Raw genomic sequence first — 19,006 nt, forward strand, 5'->3', positions numbered from 1 at the left:
TCTTTTGTGCGCGTCATCGGTTGGCGATCCCCCACATGGCGAACAGATATTTGCGAACGGCGAAGATGAAGATCAGCGCCGGAATGACCAGTGCCGCGCCACCGGCAAATTTGAGGTAGAGCGGCGATTCGCCGAGGCTCTGCAACAGGAAGGCGGTCAGCGTCCGGTTCTCTATGGTGAGCACTGCGGCAGCAAACACCTCGTTCCAGGAGATGGTGAAGGCAAACACCGCCGACGCCGCGATGCCCGGCAGCGCCAGCGGCAGAATGACTTTTCGGAATGCCTGCAATCTCGTGCAGCCGAGCGTCCAGGCCGCCTCCTCCAGCTCGACGGGAATGCCGGAGAACAGCGAGAAGGTGATCAGCACCGCAAACGGCAGCGCCAGCGTGGTGTGGACCAGCGCCAGCCCGATCGCGGTGTCGTCGAGGCCGGTGCGGATGAACATCACCGCCAGCGGCAGCGCCAGCAGCGGCAGCGGGAAGGCGCGGGTCATCAGCACAACGAAACGGAACGTTTCCTTGCCCGGGAATTCGAAGCGCGACAGCGCGTAGCCCGCGGGTGCGCCGAAGCCGATCGAGAGGAGCATCGTCAGCGTGGCGACGAGAACGGAGTTCCACAGCGCCTTGGCGACGCCGGCGAATTTGATGAAGAAAGAAAGGCTGCCGAAATCGAATGACGGGAAGAAGCGCTTGGGAAAGGCGGTCACCTCTTCCGGCGACGACAGCGCGTTGACGATCAACAGATAGATCGGCAGCAGCACCCAGACGCAAAGCAGGATGACCGTTGCGACCAGCAACCAATTGCCGGCTTTGCGGGCCTCAGGCGCGGCGATCGAGAGCTCCGCGACAGTGCTCATATGCGAGTCTCCTTCGGCACACGCAGCACCCGCAGGAAGAACAGCGTGAAGCCGATCGAGATGGCGAGGATGAACAGCGCCATGGCGGCGGCGACATTGTGGTCCTGCAGCGTGAACTGCCAATTGTAGGTCTCGCCCATCAGCACCGGCAGATTGGTGCCGCCGAGTGCTGCAACCACGGCAAAGACCTCAAAGGCAAGGATGACGCGCAGAATGATCGCCGTCTGCAGGCTTGGGCGCAGCAGAGGCAGCGTGATCTTGATGAAGCGCTTCCACGGGCTAGCGCCAAAAACCTCCGCCGCCTCGTAGTATTCCCGGGGGATCAGCCCCATGCCGGCGACCAGAATGACCATCATGATGGCGGTCGCGCGCCAGATCTCGGCCAGCGCCACGGCGATGAAGATCGTCAGCTTGCTCTGGTAGCCGAGGAACATGACCGGCCTGTCGATGACGCCGAGATTGGAGAGCAAGGTGTTCAGGAAGCCGGACTGGTCGAAGATGGCGAGCCAGATCAGCCCGGCGGCGAGATCGGAGATGCCGAGCGGAATAGCGAAGATGTAAAGCGCAGCGCTGCGCCCGGTTTCAAGCCGCGACACCACCGTTGCCATCAGCAGCGCCATCACCAGTTGGATCGGCACGACGATGGCGCTCAGCAGCAGCGTATTGCGGACAGTGACCGGAAACTTCCAGCTGCCCGCCATGGTGCGGAAATTGTCGAGCGTAAAGCCGCCGTCGCGGGTGAACGCCTCGAAGGCGACCAACACGAACGGGTAGAGGAAAAAGACACAGAGGAACAGCGTCGCCGGCGTCAGCAGCAGATAGGGCAGGGCCTTGCTGTGCATGGAGCGCTCTCTATTCGAAGCTTCAAAAGGGGTGGGCGCCCGGCGCGCTGGAAATCCGGACGCCCGGGAGGATTCTTAATCGACCGGGCAGGCGCCTTGCGAGGGCTTGTCGGGCGCCCAGCATGGCGCCTTCGCCTGGTCGATGATCGCCTTCAGCGCCGTCGCCTGTTCGTCGAGCACGCCGTGGACATCCTCGCCGCCGAGCACGATGCGCTCGAAGCTGTCGGTGTAGATCTGATTGAACTTGCCGCCGACGCCGCCAAGTCCCATCGGCAGCAGCGCCGGCAACGCATCGGGAGCTCCGGTCATGGTGGCGATCACTGGGCTGAAGGCCTTCACCGAGGCCGGCATGTCGTCGGGCAGCTTGACGTCGACGATGGGGAAGAAGTTTGTCGCCTTCAGCGTCGCGATCTGGGTTTCCGGTTTCAGCATATAGGCGACCAGCGCCTTGGCCTTGTCCATGTCAGGCGAGGTCTTCGGGATAGCGACACCGGCCACCACCGGCATGTAGCCGCGGCCTGCCGGGCCAGCCGGCGCCGGGAAGGCGACAAACTCGTCGGGTTTCTGGTTGAAGGCGTCGGCGAGGCGCGCCACGTGATCGAATGCCACCCAGACTTCGCTGGTCAGCAGCGGCTCCTGCATGAAGGCATAGTTGGTCGAATTCGGGTTGGTGTATTGCCACAATTCCTTGAACTTATTCCACGCCGTCTCGGCCTCCGCCGAGCGGAACTTCGTCACCATCGAGCCGGTATACGATGGAAGGAGAAAACCCTCGAAGAAACGGTGCTTCAGCCCTTTCGGGCCGGCCGGAAAACCGAATTTGGGCGAGCCGGTCTTTTCAGCGATGTTTTTCGCCCACTCGATCAGTTGGTCATAAGTGATGGTGTTGAGATCGGTGCCGGCCGGCAGATATTGCAGCGCCTGTTTGTTGGCCGCCATCAGGAAGGTGGCCTGCATCCATGGCAGGTACTTCTGCTCGCCGGTGCCGAGCATGCCGAGCTTCTTGTAGGTCTCGTTGACCTTGACGCCACCGAGATCGACGCCGGAGAGATCGACAAGGTTCGCGCCGACGGTGGAGAAGTCTCCGTGCAGGCCGCCGAGCACGCCTATGGTGCCGGAGCCGGCCTGCAGTTCGGCCTGAAGGCGGGTGAGCCAGGGCCCGTCCTCGGCGACCTGATAGTCGACCTGGCCGTCAAACCCCTTCAGCACTTCGCTGCGCATCTTCTGTGTCTCTTCCACTGGTCGCGCCTGTGTCGACCAGAACAACACCTGCTGGGCTTGTGCTGCGCCGGCAGCAAGCGACAACGCCAGCACCGCACCTGCCAATGTCCTCAACGCATTCATCGTCGTCTTCCTCCCTGGTTGTGCGCCGCTAAGGCGTCAGTTCCGTCCTGTGGGTGCCGGGCCATGGCTTGCCCGCGAGACAAGTGTCGGCCGGACCAGCCGCGTCAGTGGCGCGTCCGGCCTGTCGCCGATGACGGTCAGCAGCATCTCGCCGATCTCGCGCGCGCACCGGCGGATCGAGGCGTCGAAAGTGGTCAGCCCCGGCGGCGCATAGGCGGAGGCGGCTATGTTGTCGAAGCCGATCACCGAAAGGTCGCGAGGAATGGCAAGTCCGGCGCGCCCCGCCTCTTCCATCACAGTCAGCGCCAGCTCGTCGAACAGCGCGACAATCGCCGTCGGCCGCTCGGTGGCGTGCAGAAGCCGGATGATTGCCTGGATGCGGGCACCGCGATCGAAACGCGGCGCCGTCGCCACATCGAGCCTGACGGACGGATCGCCCCGGCGGGCGATCGCGGCGGCGAGCCCGTCCTGTCTGAGATGGCGAAATGTCATCGGCTCGGAAATCGTCACCAGGCCGAAATGGCGGTGTCCGAGATCGTAGAGCATGTCGAAGGCCTCGCCGAATGCGTGCGCGCCATCGGTATCGAGCCAATGGTAGGCAAAGTCGCCGTCGAGCAGCCGGCCATGCGCGACGAACGGGAAATTGCGGTGACGCAGATAGGCAAGCCGCTCGTCGACCTCGGCGATGCGGGTGACGACGACGCCGTCGGCGCGCCCGGATTCGACGACATGGCGAAGCACGGAAAGTTCCGACTGGCCTTGCGCTGCTGCGGCCAGGATCAGGTCGGAGCCGTGCGAAACCAGCCCTTCGCCCAATCCGGTGACGAATTCGCCGAGGAAGGAATCGACCAGATTGGGACCGCGGATCGGCAGTACCATGCCGACGAAGCCGCTTCGGCCGGAGACCAGCGTGCGGGCTGCGGTGTTCGGCACGTAGCCGGCCTGGCGCGCGGCCTCGGTGACACGTTGGCGCGTTTTCAAGGCGATCTGCTCGTGGCCGGCAAGGGCGCGCGAAACGGTCGTGATCGACAGGCCGAGCTGCGCAGCAAGTTCCTTGAGGGTCGTAACGCGGGCCGGCATCGTTCCTCCCGAACGAAGTTTGAAACGTTTGTAATCACTTCAAGCGAAATTGCAAACGTTTTAAATGGCGCGCGGTCGGTGTTGTTTCTTGCCCGTTGGTTAGCGCGGCTCTATTCGGCCCCGGCCGGCAAGCTCCTGGCCGGAGATTTAAACGCAGCGGTTGCTTGACTCGGGCGACGCCTTGTGAAAAATTTTGCAGCAATTGATAAAAATATCAAAGGGCGGAAATGGTTGGTTTTGGCAACGGCCTGCTGCGCGACGATGAGACCGGCATGGCAGCCCGTGCCGCCTGGCTTCACTATGCCGGCGGCCTGACCCAGTCGGAGGTCGCCAAACGGCTTGGCCTGACCAGTCTCAAGGCGCATCGCCTGATCACCAAGGCCAATCAGGAAGGCCTGGTCAAAGTCTACATCGACGGCGAAGTCTCAGAATGCGTGGAGCTTGAGGATGAGTTGTCCGGCCGGTACGGCCTCGACTACTGCGAGGTTGTTCCGGACTTCGATGCCGAAGACCTGCCGCTCAAGGCGCTCGGCATTGCTGGCGCGCAGTTTCTCAAGCGCGAGATCGAACGCGGCGAAGAGGCGCTGATCGGCGTCGGCCACGGCCGCACGCTTGCCGCCTGCGTGGAATATCTGCCGCGCATATCGGCCGGCAGGATCCGTTTCGTCTCGCTGCTTGGCGGCCTGACGCGCAAGTTCTCGGCCAACCCCCATGACGTCATCCACCGCGTCGCCGAGCGGACTGGTGCGGAGGCCTATGTGATGCCCGTACCGATGTTCGCCAACACGGTCGAGGATCGAACAGTATTGCTCGGGCAGAAAGGCGTCAGCGATGTCTTCGACCTCGCCAAGTCCGCCGACTTGCTCATCGCCGGCATCGGCACCGCCGAACGTGAGGCCTCGCTTGTCGCCACCGGCATGATCGAGAAGGGCGAGATGGAGGAGATCCGCCGCAACGGCGGTGTCGGCGAACTGCTCGGCCATTTCTTCGACGATGCCGGAAAGGCCGTTGCGACGACGCTTTCCGACCGGGCGCTGGCACTGGCGCGCGAAGACATCAGCAACCGCAGGATTGTCGCCGTCGCCGGCGGCAAGGTGAAGGTTCGCGCCATCAAGTCAGTGCTGGAGGGCCGTTATCTCAAAGGCTTGATAACCGACGAGCGGACGGCGCGATCGCTCGTGGAACAGACGCCGGTCGGGTAGCCGGCAACCATTTCGTTGAAACTACCCTGTGGAGGAGAAGAGAAATGCATGAGAAAGAGAAAGACCTCATCGACGCATTCCTGCGTGGACAAGTCGACCGCCGTGGGCTGATCAAGGGCCTCGGTGCAATGGGCCTTGCCGCCAGCACCGCCGGCACACTGCTCAATTTCGGGCAGACCCGCGCCCTGGCGGCTGATTTCGACTGGCAGGCGCATAAGGGCAAGACCATCAAGCTGCTGCTCAACAAGCATCCTTACGCCGATGCGATGATTGCCAACCTCGACAATTTCAAGAAGCTGACCGGCATGGAAGTCGTCTATGACGTGTTCCCCGAAGACGTCTATTTCGACAAGGTTACCGCCGCGCTGTCGGCCAGCTCGCCCGAATACGATGCCTTCATGACCGGCGCCTACATGACCTGGACCTACGGTCCGGCCGGCTGGATCACCGACCTCAACGAATGGATCAAGGATCCGGCCAAGACCAACCCGAAATATGCCTGGGACGACTTCCTGCCCGGCGTCAAGAACTCCTGCGCCTGGAACGGCCAGCCGGGCGGCGCCCTCGGTTCGGCGGACGCCAAGCAATGGTGCATTCCGTGGGGCTTCGAGCAGAACAACATCACCTACAACAAGGGCATGTTCGACAAGGTCGGCGTCAGCGTTCCCGGCAATATGGATGAGATGGTCGCTACGGCGGCGAAGCTCACCAAGGACGTCGGCGGTGGCGTCTACGGCATCGGCGTGCGCGGCTCGCGCTCCTGGGCAACGATCCACCCGGGCTTCCTGTCGGCCTACGCCAATTTCGACCAGAAGGACCTGAACGTCTCGGCTGACGGCAAGCTGTCGGCCGCTATGAACACCGCCGAATCCAAGGCTTTCCACAAGCAGTGGGTCCAGATGATCCAGGAGAGCGGCCCGAAGGACTGGTCGACCTACACCTGGTACCAGGTCGGCACCGATCTCGGTGCAGGTGCTTCGGCGATGATTTACGACGCCGACATCCTTGGCTACTTCATGAATGGCGGCGACAACAAGATGGCCGGCAAGCTCGCCTTTTCGGCATTCAAGGCCAATCCTGCCGCCAAGGCGCCGACGCCCAATATCTGGATCTGGTCGCTGTCGATGTCCAACTTCTCCAAGGACAAGGACGCCACCTGGTACTTCATGCAATGGGCATCCGGACCCGAGCATGCATTGTTCGGTGCGACCAAGATGGACTTCGTCAATCCGGTTCGTCAGTCGGTCTGGAACGACGAGATGTTCCGCGAGAAGCTGAACAAGAGCTATCCGGGTTATGTCGAGATGTTCGACGTCTCGGCGCCGGGCGCCAGCATCAAGTTCACCCCGCAGCCGCTGTTCTTCGATCTCACCACCGAATGGGCGGCGACGCTGCAGAAGATGGTGGCCAAGGAAGTGCCGGTCGACGAGGGCCTCGACAAGCTGGCCGAGAGCATCAACAGCCAGCTCAAGGAAGCCGGGCTCGGCTAAGCCGCGGCCAAGGCTGACCCGTCCGCGGGCCAGCCTTTGAGATGTGATACGTTTGCGACGCGGTCCCGAAAGGTGCCGCCTGCTCGCCCGACCGGCCGCCTTGCTCCCTTGGGCGGCCGGGACGGCGAAGCAACAGGATGACGGAGCAGCCGATGACTGCGGCGACAATACAAAGAAACAGGCCGTCGGGCTTCAGGATCAGCAAGCGGGTGCTGCCCTATCTCCTCAGCCTGCCGGCTCTGCTGGTCTGCATCGGCATCCTGATCCCGTTCCTGACGTCGGTGGTCTATTCGTTCCAGCGCTACCGGTTGAGCCAACCCTGGGCGCGGCAGTTCAACTGGGGCGACAACTATATCTCCTTCTTCACCGACCCGAAGTTCTGGAACACGCTGGAGATCTCGCTGCTCTACGCCGGCATCACCGTTGTGCTTGAACTGCTTCTCGGTCTCGGCATCGCCATGCTGCTGCAAAAGCGCTCGACGCTGAACAACTTCATCTCGATCATGCTGCTGATGCCGCTGATGACGGCGCCGGCGCTCGCCGCGTTGATGTGGAAGCTGATGACCAATCCCGGTTTCGGCGTGCTCAGCTATCTCGCCAGCCTGATCGGGTTGCAGGATTTCCGCTGGGCCTCGTCTCCGTCGACGGCGCTGCTCACCGTCGTGCTCGTCGACATTTGGGTCTACACGCCCTTCATCATGATCCTGCTGCTTGCAGGCCTGCGCAGCCTGCCGACGCAGCCCTTCGAGGCGGCAGCACTCGACGGCGTGCCACGCAGCTTCGTCTTCTTCCGCATCACACTGCCGATGCTGACCCCCTACATCCTGACGGCGACCCTGTTCCGCCTGCTTGATTCCATCCAGCAGTTCGACATCATCTACGCCATGACGCAGGGCGGTCCGGGCGACACGCTGACCGTGTTCCAGGTCGAGGCCTATCTCAATTTCTTCCAGTCGACCAATGTCGGCCGCTCGGCGGCACTGATGATCATCCTGTGGGCGATCACCTATTTCCTCTCGAACATTTTCATCAAGAACTGGCTGCGGCTGCGCGAACGCGCCCGCGGCCAGGCATAGGAGGCTGGCGTGGAACACACCTCGCTTCTCGAACGCATCCTGCGCGGCATTGCCCTGGCGCTGGTCGTGATCTTCTTCATGTTCCCGATCGTCTGGATCCTGATGATGTCGTTCCAGACCAACGAGACAATCCTGCGGATTCCGCCGCAGCTTGTCTTCGAGCCGACGCTCGCCAACTACACTGCCTTGATCACCGGCAAGCTGATGACGGCGGCCGGCACGCTCGACATCGCCTTCATGCGCAACCTCTGGAATTCCGTCTTCCTGTCGGTCACCTCGGTTGCCGTCGCGTTGCTGCTCGGCGTTCCGGCGGCCTACGCCTTTGCGCGGCACAAATTCCGCGGCTCGGAGGACATTGCCTTTACGCTGCTGTCGTTCCGGTTTGCGCCGGCGCTGCTGGTGCTCCTGCCGCTCACCCTCTATTTCCAGAAGCTCGGGCTGGCCAACACCTATATCGGGCTGATCTGGGTCTATCAGTTGATCTGCCTGCCGTTGATCCTGTGGATCGTGCGCGGCTATTTCGAGGACATTCCCGCCGACATCGAATACGCCTACCGCATCGCCGGACATTCCTGGTTTGCCACCTTCCGCAAGATCGCGCTGCCGCTCGCCGGCCCAGGCATTGCCGCTGCCGGTCTGCTCGCCTTCATCTTTGCCTGGAACAACTTCGTCTTTGCGCTGGTGCTCGCCTCGGCCGACAAGCAGCCGGTGACGGTCGGCGCGCTCGCCTTCATCACCTCCTCGGGCATCCAGTATGGCCAGATCTCGGCGGCGATCGTGCTGTCGATCACGCCAACGCTGGCGCTCGCGCTCTATGCGCAACGCTATCTCGTCGAAGGCCTGTCGCTTGGCGCGGTGAAAGGATAGTCCGATGGCAAGCCTCGAACTGCGAAACATCGTCAAGCGCTATAAAAGCCAGACTGTTCTCGACAATCTGTCGCTAACCGTCGCCGACGGCGAAACGCTGGTCCTGTTCGGGCCGTCCGGCGCCGGCAAGACCGTGCTGCTGCGGCTGGTGGCCGGCGTCATCGACCCCGACGAGGGAAAGATACTCATCGGCGGCGAGGACATGACCGATCTCGACGCCGAGTTCCGCGGCGTCGGCATGGCATTTCAGAACTTCGCGCTGTTCCCGCATATGACGGCGTTCGATAACATTGCGACGCCGCTGCAGGCGAAGCACTCATCGCAAGGCACGATAAAGACCGGCGTCGAGAGCGTCGCCAAGCTGTTGAAAATCGGCCATGTGCTCAGCCACAAGCCGCGGGCGCTGTCCAATGGCCAGAAGCAACGCACCGCGCTTGCCCGCGCCCTGGTCGGCTCGCCGCCGCTGCTGCTGCTCGATGATCCCTTGCGCAACGTCGATGCCAAATTGCGCTTCGAAATGCGGCTGGAATTGCCAAGACTGCTGGCGGATCGTGGCGCGACCGTCATCTACGTCACCCAGGACTACAAGGAAGCGATGGCGCTCGGCGACCGCATCGCGGTGATGTCGCAGGGCGTCGTCAAACAGCTCGGCACGCCCGAGCAGATCTATCGCGAGCCGGCCAATGTCGAAATTGCCCGGCTGTTCGGCGACCCGACCATCAACCTTCTGGACGTCAAGCCGGCGCGGGACGCCAAGGGCATCTATGTCGGCCTGTCCAACGTGCAGGTCCATCTTGCCGGCGCTCATGAGGCGGCGGTCGGCCGCGACTGCGTGATCGGTTTGCGGCCGGAGGCGCTGGCGTTTGTCGATGAACGCACGCCCGGCGCCATCCCGGTGACGGTCGAGGCTGAGACGCCGCTCAACGAGAAGATCGTCACGCTGGTGCGCACCGTGCGCGGCCGTGAAATCCTGGTTTCGCGTCCTTCCGGGACACCGGGCCAATCCGAGGGCAAGGTCTACATCGCCGTCGACAGTAAAAGCGCCCTTTTGTTCGATCGCACAAGCGGCGAGCGCATCGGCTCGAAAAACGTCGTCAATTTGCGCAGCGGAGAAGCGGCATGAGCCCGACCGCAATCACCATTTCGGGCATCGACAAGTTCTACGGTCCGATCGACCGTGGCGTACACGCCGTCAAGAACCTGACGATGGAAATCGCCAAGGGCGAGATCGTGGCGCTGCTCGGCTCGTCCGGCTGCGGCAAGACCTCGACATTGCGCATGATCGCAGGCTTCGAAGAGGTCTCGCGGGGTAGCATCTCGGTTGCCGGCCGCAAGGTGCACACGTTGCCGCCGGTCAGGCGCAACGTCGCAATGGCCTTCGAGGGCTATTCGCTCTACCCGCCGCTGACCGTGCGCGAGAACATGGCCTTCGCCCTCAAGGCCGCCAGGCTGGCGAAGAGTGCGGTCGATGCAAAGGTTGCCAACATCGCCAAGCTGCTCGAGATCGAGGACATTCTCGAGCGCTATCCGAGCTCGATCTCCGGCGGCCAGCAGCAGCGCGCCAGCCTCGGCCGGGCGCTGATCCGCGAGGCCGACCTGCATCTGCTGGACGAGCCGATGGGCCAGCTCGAGCCGCAGCTTCGCGCCGTGCTGCGCGGCCGCATCAAGCATTTCATCAAGGAGCGTGGCCTGACCGCGATTCTGGTCACCCACGACCAGACCGAGGCCAATGCGCTGGCCGATCGCATCGCTGTCATGGAGGGCGGCGTGCTGCAGCAGTTCGATACGCCTGACAGGCTCAAGGAGCGGCCGGCAAACCTGTTCACCGGCACCTTCGTTGGCGAGCCGCCGATGAATGTCTTCGAGGCCTATGTCGGCACGGCTGCCGGCAAGATCAGTCTCAAGCTGCCCGACGGGCTTTCGCTCGACTACGACAAGGATGCGTTCAGCGGCCCGGTTCGCGACGAATTGCTCAACCGGCAGCGCGTCGTCATCGGCGTCAGGCCCTATGCGGTCCGCCGCTCGAAGGATGGTGTGCCGGCGACGGTTTCGGCCAATCAATGGCTCGGCGACCAGACCCATATCGCCGCCGATTTCGCCGGCGGTTCGCTGGTCCTGGTCGAACATGACCGAACCCGCTTGGAGCTTGGCGCGCCGATCAAGATCAGCATCGATCCGAAAAACCTTCACGTCTTCGATCAGGCGAGCGGCAATGCCATTTCGCACGGCACGGAGCTTGCTTGATGCAGGATGTGCTGATCGGCATCGACGCCGGCACGTCTGTCATAAAATCCGTCGCCTTTGACACGGCGGGCAGGCAGATCGCGTCCGCCGCGCTGCCCAATAAATACGAGACACTGCCGGGCGGCGGCGCCGAGCAGGACCTGACACGCACCTGGGCCGATACCGCGACGACCTTGCGCGAGCTTGCCGACAAGGTGCCGGATCTCGCCAGCCGGACCATTGCCATCGCCGTGACCGGGCAGGGCGACGGTACCTGGCTGATCGACAAGGATGGCGAGCCGGTTGCCAAGGGCTGGCTGTGGCTCGACGCGCGCGCTGCCGCGGTCGTCGAGGAGATCCGCGCGCGGCCGGAGGACCGGCTGCGCTTCGAAAAGACCGGCAGCGGACTCGCTGCCTGCCAGCAGGGATCGCAGTTCGTGTTCATGAAGCGCCACATGCCCGCGATGCTTGCCAATGCAGCGACGGCGTTCCACTGCAAGGACTGGCTCTATTTCAAGTTGACCGGCCATCGCGCCACCGACCCGTCCGAGGGCACCTTCACCTTCGGCGACTTCCGCACGCGCGGCTATTGCGATGATGTGCTCGAGGTACTCGGCGTCACCGATCTCCGGCATCTGTTGCCGCCCATCGTCGATGGCACCAGGCAAAGCACCTCGCTGTCGGTGGCAGCAGCCGATGCGACTGGCCTGCTCGCCGGCACACCGGTCGTTCTGGCCTATGTCGATGTCGCCTGCACGGCGCTCGGCGCCGGCCTGTTCGATCGCGAACGCAAGCCGGGATGCTCGATCATCGGCTCCACCGGAATGCATATGCGGCTTGCCGAAACGCCGGACGAGGTTCTGCTCAACGAGGCTGCAACCGGCTACACGATGACGATGCCGGCACCCGGCGTCTTTGCGCAGATGCAGTCGAACATGGCGGCAACGCTCAATATCGACTGGGTCCTTGGCCTCGCCTCCGGCATTCTCGCCTCGCAAGGTATTACGCGGACCAATGGCGAGATGATCGCGCTGGTCGACCAGTGGATATCGTCGTCCGAGCCAGGCTCGCTGCTCTACCAGCCCTATGTCTCGGAGGCCGGCGAGCGCGGCCCGTTCGTCGATGCCAATGCCAGGGCCGGCTTCATCGGCATTTCGTCCAGGCACGGCTATGCCGACATGGTCCGCGCGGTGTTCGAGGGGCTGGCTTTCGCGGCACGCGATTGCTACGCCGCCATGGGGCCACTGCCCAAGGAAATCCGCCTGACCGGCGGAGCGGCCAGGAGCCCGGCTCTGCGCGAGATCCTGGGTGCTGCGGTCGGAGCCGACATTCGCACCAGCGAACGCGAGGAGGCCGGTGCTGCGGGCGCCGCAATGATTGCTGCGGTCTGCGTCGGCCAATACGCATCGATGGACGATTGCGTCAGCGAATGGGTCACGCCTTTGCTCCGGACGGCCGAACCCAGCGATCGGAAACTTGCCGCTGCCTATGAGGCGATGGCTCCGTCCTACACATTGGCGCATGAGGCGCTGCGGCCGGTCTGGCGCTCGATGGCCGCGTCCAGGCAAACCGACGTGAATTGAGAAGAGCATGCCCAAGAAAATTGCGATCATCGGCGACCGCTTCATGCTTCCGGAAGTGTTTCGCGAGAAAATCGAGGCGGCCTGCGGCGACAATCTCGACATCCGCAGCATTGAGACCGCTTGGCCCGACGAGCCGATGCAATTCGGCAATGCCGCGCTTGGTCTGGACAAGGTCCAGGAGTATTTCGGCGATCCCGACGAGGTGGTGGATTTCATCGGCGACGCCGAAATCTTCGTCACCCAGCTTGCGCCGCTCTCCGAAAGCATGATGCAGCGCCTGCCCACGCTCAAGCTGGTTGCGGTCTCGCGCGGCGGACCGATCAACATCGACATGGCCGCCGCCAAGGCCCACGACATCACCGTGGTCAATGTGCCCGGCCGCAACGCCAGCGCCGTGGCCGAGTTCACCATCGGCGCCATTCTCGCTGAAACGCGGCTGATCCGCGTCGGTCACGAAGCCTTGCGCAAGGGCGAATGGCGCGGCGATCTCTACCGCGCCGATCGCACCGGCCGCGAGCTCAACGAAATGACCGTCGGCGTCATCGGCTACGGCAATATCGGCACCAGGCTGGTTCGCCTGCTGCGCGCCTTCGGCTGCCGCATCCTGGTTTGCGATCCCTATGTGCAATTGAGCGCCGAGGACCGCAATGCCGGCGTCGAACTGGTTGCGCTGGACGATCTGCTGTCGCGCTCCGATGTGGTCACGCTGCATTCCCGGGTCACCGAGGAGACGCGCGGCCTGATCGGCAAGAACGCCATCGCCCGGATGAAACCCGGCGTAATCTTCGTCAATACCGCGCGCGGACCGCTGGTCGACTACGATGCGCTCTACGAGGCGCTCGTCTCGGGGCAGATCGGCAGCGCTATGCTGGAGACGTTCGCCGTCGAGCCGGTGCCTGCCGACTGGCCGCTGTTGCAACTGCCGAACGTGACGCTGACGCCGCATATCGCCGGCGCGTCGGTACGCACCGTGACCTACGCGGCCGAGCAGGCGGCCGAGGAAGTGCGCCGCTACATCGCCGGGCTGCCTCCGGTCAATCCATGCTGACGACAGGGCATAGAGCGAGATGAACGGTGAAACCGAAATCGTCGACCTCTTCGTCATCGGCGGCGGTGTCAATGGCGCCGGAATCGCGCGCGATGCGGCCGGCCGGGGCCTGTCGGTCATTCTTTGCGAAAAGGACGATCTTGCCGAGGGCACCAGTTCGCGATCGGGAAAGCTCGTTCATGGCGGTTTGCGCTATCTCGAATATTACGAGTTCCGCCTGGTGCGGGAGGCGCTGATCGAACGCGAGGTGCTGCTCGAATCCGCGCCGCACATCATCTGGCCGATGCGCTTCGTGCTGCCACACAGCCCCGATGACCGGCCGGCCTGGCTGGTCCGGCTCGGCCTGTTCCTCTACGACCATCTTGGCGGCCGCAAGCGGCTGCCGGCCACGCGTACGCTCGACCTGCGCGCCGCGCCCGAAGGCGCGCCGATCAAGGACGCCTTCAAGCGCGGCTTCGAATATTCCGACTGTTGGGTCGATGACGCTCGCCTGGTCGTCATCGACGCGCTCGACGCCGCCGAGCGCGGAGCCAGGATATTCACCCGCACCGCCTGCACAGCCGCCCGTCGCGAAAACGGCCTGTGGTCGGTGGAGATGCGCGACGGTCGAACCGGCGTCAGGACCACAGTCCGGGCACGGGCGCTGATCAACGCCGCCGGACCCTGGGTCAACGACGTCATCAACCGCGTCGCCGGCCAGAATTCCAGGCGCAACGTGCGCCTGGTCAAGGGCAGCCACATCGTTGTGCCGAAATTCTGGGAAGGGCGGCAGGCCTATCTCGTTCAGAACAGCGACAAGCGGGTGATCTTCATCAATCCCTATCAGAACGATCTGGCGCTGATCGGCACCACTGACATTCCCTATGAAGGGCGACCGGAGGACGTGACCGCCGATGCGAGCGAGATCGATTACCTGATCAAGGCAGTCAATCGCTACTTCAAGCGCCAGCTCGCACGAAGCGACGTCGTCTACTCGTTTTCCGGCGTCAGGCCGCTCTATGACGACAATGCCGACAATCCGAGCGCGGTGACCCGCGATTACATATTCGAACTCGACGCACCGGCTGGGCAGGCGCCGCTGCTTTCGGTCTTCGGCGGCAAGATCACCACCTTCCGCAAATTGGCCGAGCACGCGCTCGACCGTATCGCCCCGTTCTTGCCGAAAATGGGCAAGCCGTGGACCTCGAAAGGGCACCTGCCGGGCGGCGATATCGCCAATGCCGATTTCGAGCAGTTTCTGGGCGACCTCGGCCATGAATTTCCCTGGATGCCGGCATCGCTGGTCAAGCATTACGGCAGGCTCTACGGCACAAGGACGCGCGATCTGGTCGGCGCGGCCACCTCGCTCGCCGAACTGGGCCGGCGCTTCGGCAAGGATTTTTTCGAGCGCGAAGCCAATTACCTGTTCGAGCATGAATGGGCCGAGACCGCCGCCGATATTCTCGAAAGGCGCACCAAGCACGGCCTGCATCTGTCCGCCGCGGAAAGAACCGCCTTCGAGGACTGGTGCTCGAGCCGGCTGGCAAAGGCCGGCTGATGGCCTTTACGCTTTCGCTCAACACCAATCCGCTGGTCAACCGCTTTGCGGAGCCGGACGACCTGATCGACGCGATCGCCTATCAGATCGGTATCAGGGACGTCCAACTCACCCATGAATTCGTCAATCCCGGCTGGCCGGCGGCGACGATCGCCAAATTCGTCCGCCTGTTCCGCTCCGCGCTCAACCGCACCGGTGTGCGCGTGACCTCCGCGATGACCGGCCCTTACGGCCGGCTCAATCATTTCGGCCATCCCGATGCCGACGTGCGGCGCTACTACGTCGACTGGTTCAAGACCTTTTCAGAAGTTTCGGCCGAGCTCGGCGCCGCGGGCATGGGCACGCAATTCGCGATCTTCACCCACCGGGATTACGACAATCCGGAGCGTCGCGCGCGGCTTTTCGACATCGCGCTGGAATGCTGGCGCGAGGTCGCCGAGCATGCCAAAGCAGCCGGCTTGACCTACCTGTTCTGGGAGCCGATGTCGGTCGGCCGCGAATTCGGCCATACGATCGAAAGCTGCCGTGCACTGCAGCGCGAGATCGAAGCGGCCGGCATGGCCGTCCCGTTCAAGATGATGGTCGACATCGACCATGGCGACGTGACCTCGAGCAATCCGGCGGACACCGACCCTTATGCCTGGGCCGAAGCCTTTCCCAGGAAATCGCCGATCATCCACGTCAAGCAGTCGTCGATGAACAAGGGTGGTCACTGGCCGTTCATTGCCGCTCACAACAAGGACGGCCGCATCACGCCGGAAAAGCTGCTGGAGACGGTTCGCCGTGGCGGCGGCGTCGACAACGAGATCTGCCTCGAATTGTCGTTCCGCGAGCGCGAGCCCGTCGACCACGAGGTCATCGCCATGATCCGCGAGTCGGTCGACTACTGGGCACCATTTATAGAGACCGGCAGGGCCGATCTCTTGCCGCGAGCATGATCGGATGAGCAGGAGCTGAGGCAGCTCCTGCTCAGAACCGGAATACGTCAGCCAAATTTCGGATCGAGGCTTCCGGACTTGTAGCGCTTGGCCATTTCCGACAGCGGCAGCGGCTTGATCTTCGGTGCGTTGCCGGCGGTGCCGAATTGCTCGAAGCGCTCCTTGCACAGCTTCCGCATCGCGGCCATTGCCGGCGTCAAATATTTGCGCGGATCGAATTCGCTCGGGTTCTCGGTCAGCACCTTGCGGATTGCGCCGGTCAGCGCCATGCGGTTGTCGGTATCGATATTGATCTTGCGCACCCCGTGCTTGATGCCGCGCTGGATCTCTTCGACCGGCACGCCCCATGTCGGCTTCATCTGGCCGCCATATTTGTTGATGATCTCCTGCAACTCCTCTGGCACCGAGGACGAGCCGTGCATGACGAGATGCATGCTCGGCAGACGGCGGTGGATTTCCTCGATGACGTTCATGGCCAGTACAGCGCCGTCCGGCTTGCGGCTGAACTTGTAGGCGCCGTGGCTGGTGCCCATGGCGACGGCCAGCGCATCGACACGGGTGTCGCGCACGAATTGTTCGGCCTGCACCGGGTCGGTCAGCAGCTGGTCGTGGCTGATGACGCCCTCGACACCATGGCCGTCTTCCTGCTCGCCGCCGCCCATCTCAAGCGATCCAAGGACGCCGATCTCGCCTTCCACCGAGACGCCGCCCCAATGCGCCATGTCGACGACGCGGCGGGTGATGCCGGAATTATAGGCGTAGTCGGCCGGCGTCTTGCCGTCTTCCCTCAGCGATCCGTCCATCATCACGGAGGTGAAGCCGTGCTGGATCGCGGTGACGCAGGTCGCTTCGTTGTTGCCATGGTCGAGATGCATGCAGACCGGGATATCGGGATGGATTTCGACCAGCGCGTCGATCAGCTTGGCCAGCACCACATCGTTGGCGTAGGCTCGCGCGCCGCGGCTCGCCTGCAGGATAACCGGCGATTTGGTCTCCTCGGCTGCCTCCATGATGGCGAGGCCCTGTTCCATATTGTTCATGTTGAAGGCAGGCACGCCATAGCCGTATTCGGCGGCATGATCGAGCAATTGTCTCAGTGTGATGCGAGCCACTCAGTAGTCTCCCGTATCCGGTTTCGAGCCAGTGTTTGCGGGCCGTTCGGTTGTCGTCGAGCCCCTGATGCTTCTGGCCGGATTTCCGCGCCACCGCAACCGCTGGGCGCTCGGCCGGCAGCAATTCTTGTTACAGGACGCGACCAGAAGCGTCATGATATCCCATAGAGATATAACATTATCACAAAAATTTGGTGGCTTGTGCGACGTTTGCTGTTATATCTCGGAACCGGATTGCCCGAGGAAGCCGCGGAAATGAAGAGCGACGGCCGTCGCCAAGGCATCATGGATTTTCTGATGGACATCGGCACCGCCAGTGTCGACGATCTTGCCTCACGCTTCGGCGTGTCAAAGATGACTGTCCACCGCGACCTCGACGAGCTCGAGGAAAGCGGCTTCCTGCGCAAGGTGCGCGGCGGCGCCTCGATCCAGCCGAGCAGCCTTTTCGAGAGCGATTTCCGCTACCGCCAGCGGCTGGCCGGCGACGAGAAGAAGCGCATCGCCGCCGCTGCCGTGACGATGATCGAACCGGGTCAGACGGTGATCATCGACGACGGCTCAACCGCGGGCGGCGTTGCTCGGCATCTTGCCGATCTGCGTCCGCTGACGGTGATCTCGAACAATCTGGCTGTCATCCAGGATTTGGCGGGCGTTGCCGGCATCAACTTGATTGCGCTCGGCGGCCAATACAACAAGAAGTTTCACGGCTTCTTCGGCCTGCTCGCCGAGGACACGCTGAAATCATTGCGCGCCGATGTCGCGTTCCTGTCGTCATCGGCCATCCATGGTGCCTCTGCCTTTCACCAGGATCAGGAAGTGGTCCAGACCAAACGGCTGATGATGGCCGCAGCAGCGCGCAAATATCTGCTGGTCGATCATGGGAAATTCGGCCGCACTGCCTTGCACTTCCTGACAGATCTCAAGGCCTTTGACACGGTCTTCACCGGCCGCGAGCCGCAGCCGCAGATGCGCGCCGCGCTGGATGGTGCCGGCGTTTCGCTGACAGTGATCGCAGAATAGGAGGGCACGTATGGTTTATTGGGTCGGCACCAGCTGGAAAATGAACAAGACGCTCGCCGAGGCGTTGGCTTTCGCCGAGGCGCTGGCGGAGTTCGTCCCCGGTTTCGACGAGCGCATCCAGCCTTTCGTCATCCCGCCCTTCACGGCGATCCGCGAGGTCAAGAAAGCGCTGTCGCCGACGCGCATCAAGGTCGGCGCGCAGAACATGCATTGGGCCGACGCCGGTGCCTGGACCGGCGAGATCTCGCCGGTCATGCTGAAAGACTGCGGGCTCGACATGGTCGAGCTCGGCCACAGCGAACGGCGCGAGCATTTCGGCGAGACCGACAAGGCTGTCGGGCTGAAGACTGCGGCGGCGGTGAAGCACGGTCTCGTGCCACTCATCTGCGTCGGCGAGACCTTGGCTCAACGCGACAGCGGGCAGGCCGCTGCGGTGCTGGCCTTGCAGGTGCACGGCGCGCTGCAGTTTCTCGAAGGCGCGGCGAAGGCGGCGACGATCCTGTTTGCCTATGAGCCCGTCTGGGCGATCGGCGACAAGGGCGTGCCGGCCAGTTCGGACTATGCCGACAGGCAGCAGGCGCTAATCAAGAAAATCGCACGCGACCTGCTGCCGGTGGTGCCGCCGGTGCTTTATGGCGGCAGCGTCAATCCGCAAAATGCCGCCGAACTGGTCGGCCAGCCCAACATCGACGGCTTGTTCATCGGCCGCTCGGCCTGGCAGGCGGACGGCTATATCGACATCCTCAAGCGCGCCTCGGCGGCGATCTGAATCATCAAACAGGAAGGAA

The 19,006-nt window shown here is 63.1% G+C and carries 17 protein-coding genes; 12 read left to right on the plus strand and 5 right to left on the minus strand.

Features of this window, described 5'->3' with window-relative positions; all coding sequences use genetic code 11:
* Nucleotides 1–13 precede the first annotated feature (13 nt).
* The 4 genes from NKH16_RS06925 to NKH16_RS06940 form a co-directional block, all read right to left on the minus strand.
* Entirely contained in the window at nucleotides 14–856 is an 843-nt protein-coding gene (locus NKH16_RS06925; RefSeq protein ID WP_352452409.1) for a carbohydrate ABC transporter permease, read from the minus strand.
* On the minus strand, nucleotides 853–1,698 hold the full coding sequence (locus NKH16_RS06930) for a carbohydrate ABC transporter permease (RefSeq protein ID WP_352452410.1): 846 nt from the start codon (nucleotides 1,696–1,698) through the stop codon (nucleotides 853–855). The genes NKH16_RS06925 and NKH16_RS06930 overlap by 4 nt, the downstream gene beginning before the upstream one ends.
* Nucleotides 1,699–1,773: 75 nt before the next feature.
* Entirely contained in the window at nucleotides 1,774–3,042 is a 1,269-nt protein-coding gene (locus tag NKH16_RS06935) for an ABC transporter substrate-binding protein (RefSeq protein ID WP_352452411.1), read from the minus strand.
* A 36-nt stretch (nucleotides 3,043–3,078) separates the two neighbouring features.
* Entirely contained in the window at nucleotides 3,079–4,122 is a 1,044-nt protein-coding gene (locus NKH16_RS06940; protein ID WP_352452412.1) for a LacI family DNA-binding transcriptional regulator, read from the minus strand.
* Between the two features lie 227 nt (nucleotides 4,123–4,349).
* Here NKH16_RS06940 and NKH16_RS06945 point away from each other — a divergent pair, with 227 nt between their 5' ends.
* From NKH16_RS06945 to NKH16_RS06990, 10 genes are all read left to right on the plus strand, one after another.
* Nucleotides 4,350–5,324: a sugar-binding transcriptional regulator gene (locus tag NKH16_RS06945; RefSeq protein ID WP_023676028.1), complete on the plus strand. Its 975-nt coding sequence runs from the start codon at nucleotides 4,350–4,352 to the stop codon at nucleotides 5,322–5,324.
* A 44-nt stretch (nucleotides 5,325–5,368) separates the two neighbouring features.
* Entirely contained in the window at nucleotides 5,369–6,814 is a 1,446-nt protein-coding gene (locus tag NKH16_RS06950) for an ABC transporter substrate-binding protein (RefSeq protein WP_023676027.1), read from the plus strand.
* A 152-nt stretch (nucleotides 6,815–6,966) separates the two neighbouring features.
* Nucleotides 6,967–7,890, plus strand: a complete 924-nt coding sequence (locus NKH16_RS06955) for a carbohydrate ABC transporter permease (protein WP_352452414.1) — start codon at nucleotides 6,967–6,969, stop codon at nucleotides 7,888–7,890.
* 9 nt (nucleotides 7,891–7,899) lie between these two features.
* A complete protein-coding gene (locus NKH16_RS06960; RefSeq protein ID WP_023676025.1) occupies nucleotides 7,900–8,757 on the plus strand; it encodes a carbohydrate ABC transporter permease in 858 nt (285 codons plus the stop codon).
* 4 nt (nucleotides 8,758–8,761) lie between these two features.
* Nucleotides 8,762–9,880 (plus strand): ABC transporter ATP-binding protein, encoded by a 1,119-nt coding sequence (locus NKH16_RS06965; protein WP_023676024.1) that lies wholly within the window; start codon nucleotides 8,762–8,764, stop codon nucleotides 9,878–9,880.
* On the plus strand, nucleotides 9,877–11,001 hold the full coding sequence (locus NKH16_RS06970) for an ABC transporter ATP-binding protein (RefSeq protein WP_352746075.1): 1,125 nt from the start codon (nucleotides 9,877–9,879) through the stop codon (nucleotides 10,999–11,001). The genes NKH16_RS06965 and NKH16_RS06970 overlap by 4 nt, the downstream gene beginning before the upstream one ends.
* A complete protein-coding gene (locus NKH16_RS06975) occupies nucleotides 11,001–12,563 on the plus strand; it encodes an FGGY-family carbohydrate kinase (RefSeq protein ID WP_352746078.1) in 1,563 nt (520 codons plus the stop codon). Before NKH16_RS06970 ends, NKH16_RS06975 begins: the two co-directional genes overlap by 1 nt.
* Nucleotides 12,564–12,570: 7 nt before the next feature.
* Nucleotides 12,571–13,611: a 2-hydroxyacid dehydrogenase gene (locus tag NKH16_RS06980; protein ID WP_352898777.1), complete on the plus strand. Its 1,041-nt coding sequence runs from the start codon at nucleotides 12,571–12,573 to the stop codon at nucleotides 13,609–13,611.
* Between the two features lie 19 nt (nucleotides 13,612–13,630).
* Nucleotides 13,631–15,148: a glycerol-3-phosphate dehydrogenase gene (locus tag NKH16_RS06985; RefSeq protein WP_352876003.1), complete on the plus strand. Its 1,518-nt coding sequence runs from the start codon at nucleotides 13,631–13,633 to the stop codon at nucleotides 15,146–15,148.
* On the plus strand, nucleotides 15,148–16,086 hold the full coding sequence (locus NKH16_RS06990; RefSeq protein ID WP_352746251.1) for a sugar phosphate isomerase/epimerase family protein: 939 nt from the start codon (nucleotides 15,148–15,150) through the stop codon (nucleotides 16,084–16,086). Before NKH16_RS06985 ends, NKH16_RS06990 begins: the two co-directional genes overlap by 1 nt.
* A 47-nt stretch (nucleotides 16,087–16,133) precedes the next feature.
* Here NKH16_RS06990 and fba read toward each other — a convergent pair whose 3' ends face one another.
* Entirely contained in the window at nucleotides 16,134–17,198 is a 1,065-nt protein-coding gene (fba, locus tag NKH16_RS06995) for a class II fructose-bisphosphate aldolase (RefSeq protein WP_023676018.1), read from the minus strand.
* A 255-nt stretch (nucleotides 17,199–17,453) separates the two neighbouring features.
* Between fba and NKH16_RS07000 the strand changes: the two genes are divergently transcribed.
* Together NKH16_RS07000 and NKH16_RS07005 are read left to right on the plus strand one after the other, a co-directional pair.
* Nucleotides 17,454–18,218: a DeoR/GlpR family DNA-binding transcription regulator gene (locus NKH16_RS07000; RefSeq protein ID WP_023676017.1), complete on the plus strand. Its 765-nt coding sequence runs from the start codon at nucleotides 17,454–17,456 to the stop codon at nucleotides 18,216–18,218.
* Between the two features lie 10 nt (nucleotides 18,219–18,228).
* The gene (locus NKH16_RS07005; protein ID WP_352575574.1) at nucleotides 18,229–18,987 is read left to right on the plus strand and encodes a triose-phosphate isomerase; all 759 of its coding nucleotides are present in this window, start codon (nucleotides 18,229–18,231) and stop codon (nucleotides 18,985–18,987) included.
* Nucleotides 18,988–19,006 lie beyond the last annotated feature (19 nt).

Source organism: Mesorhizobium sp. M1307, from assembly GCF_040318155.1.
Taxonomy (GTDB): domain Bacteria; phylum Pseudomonadota; class Alphaproteobacteria; order Rhizobiales; family Rhizobiaceae; genus Mesorhizobium.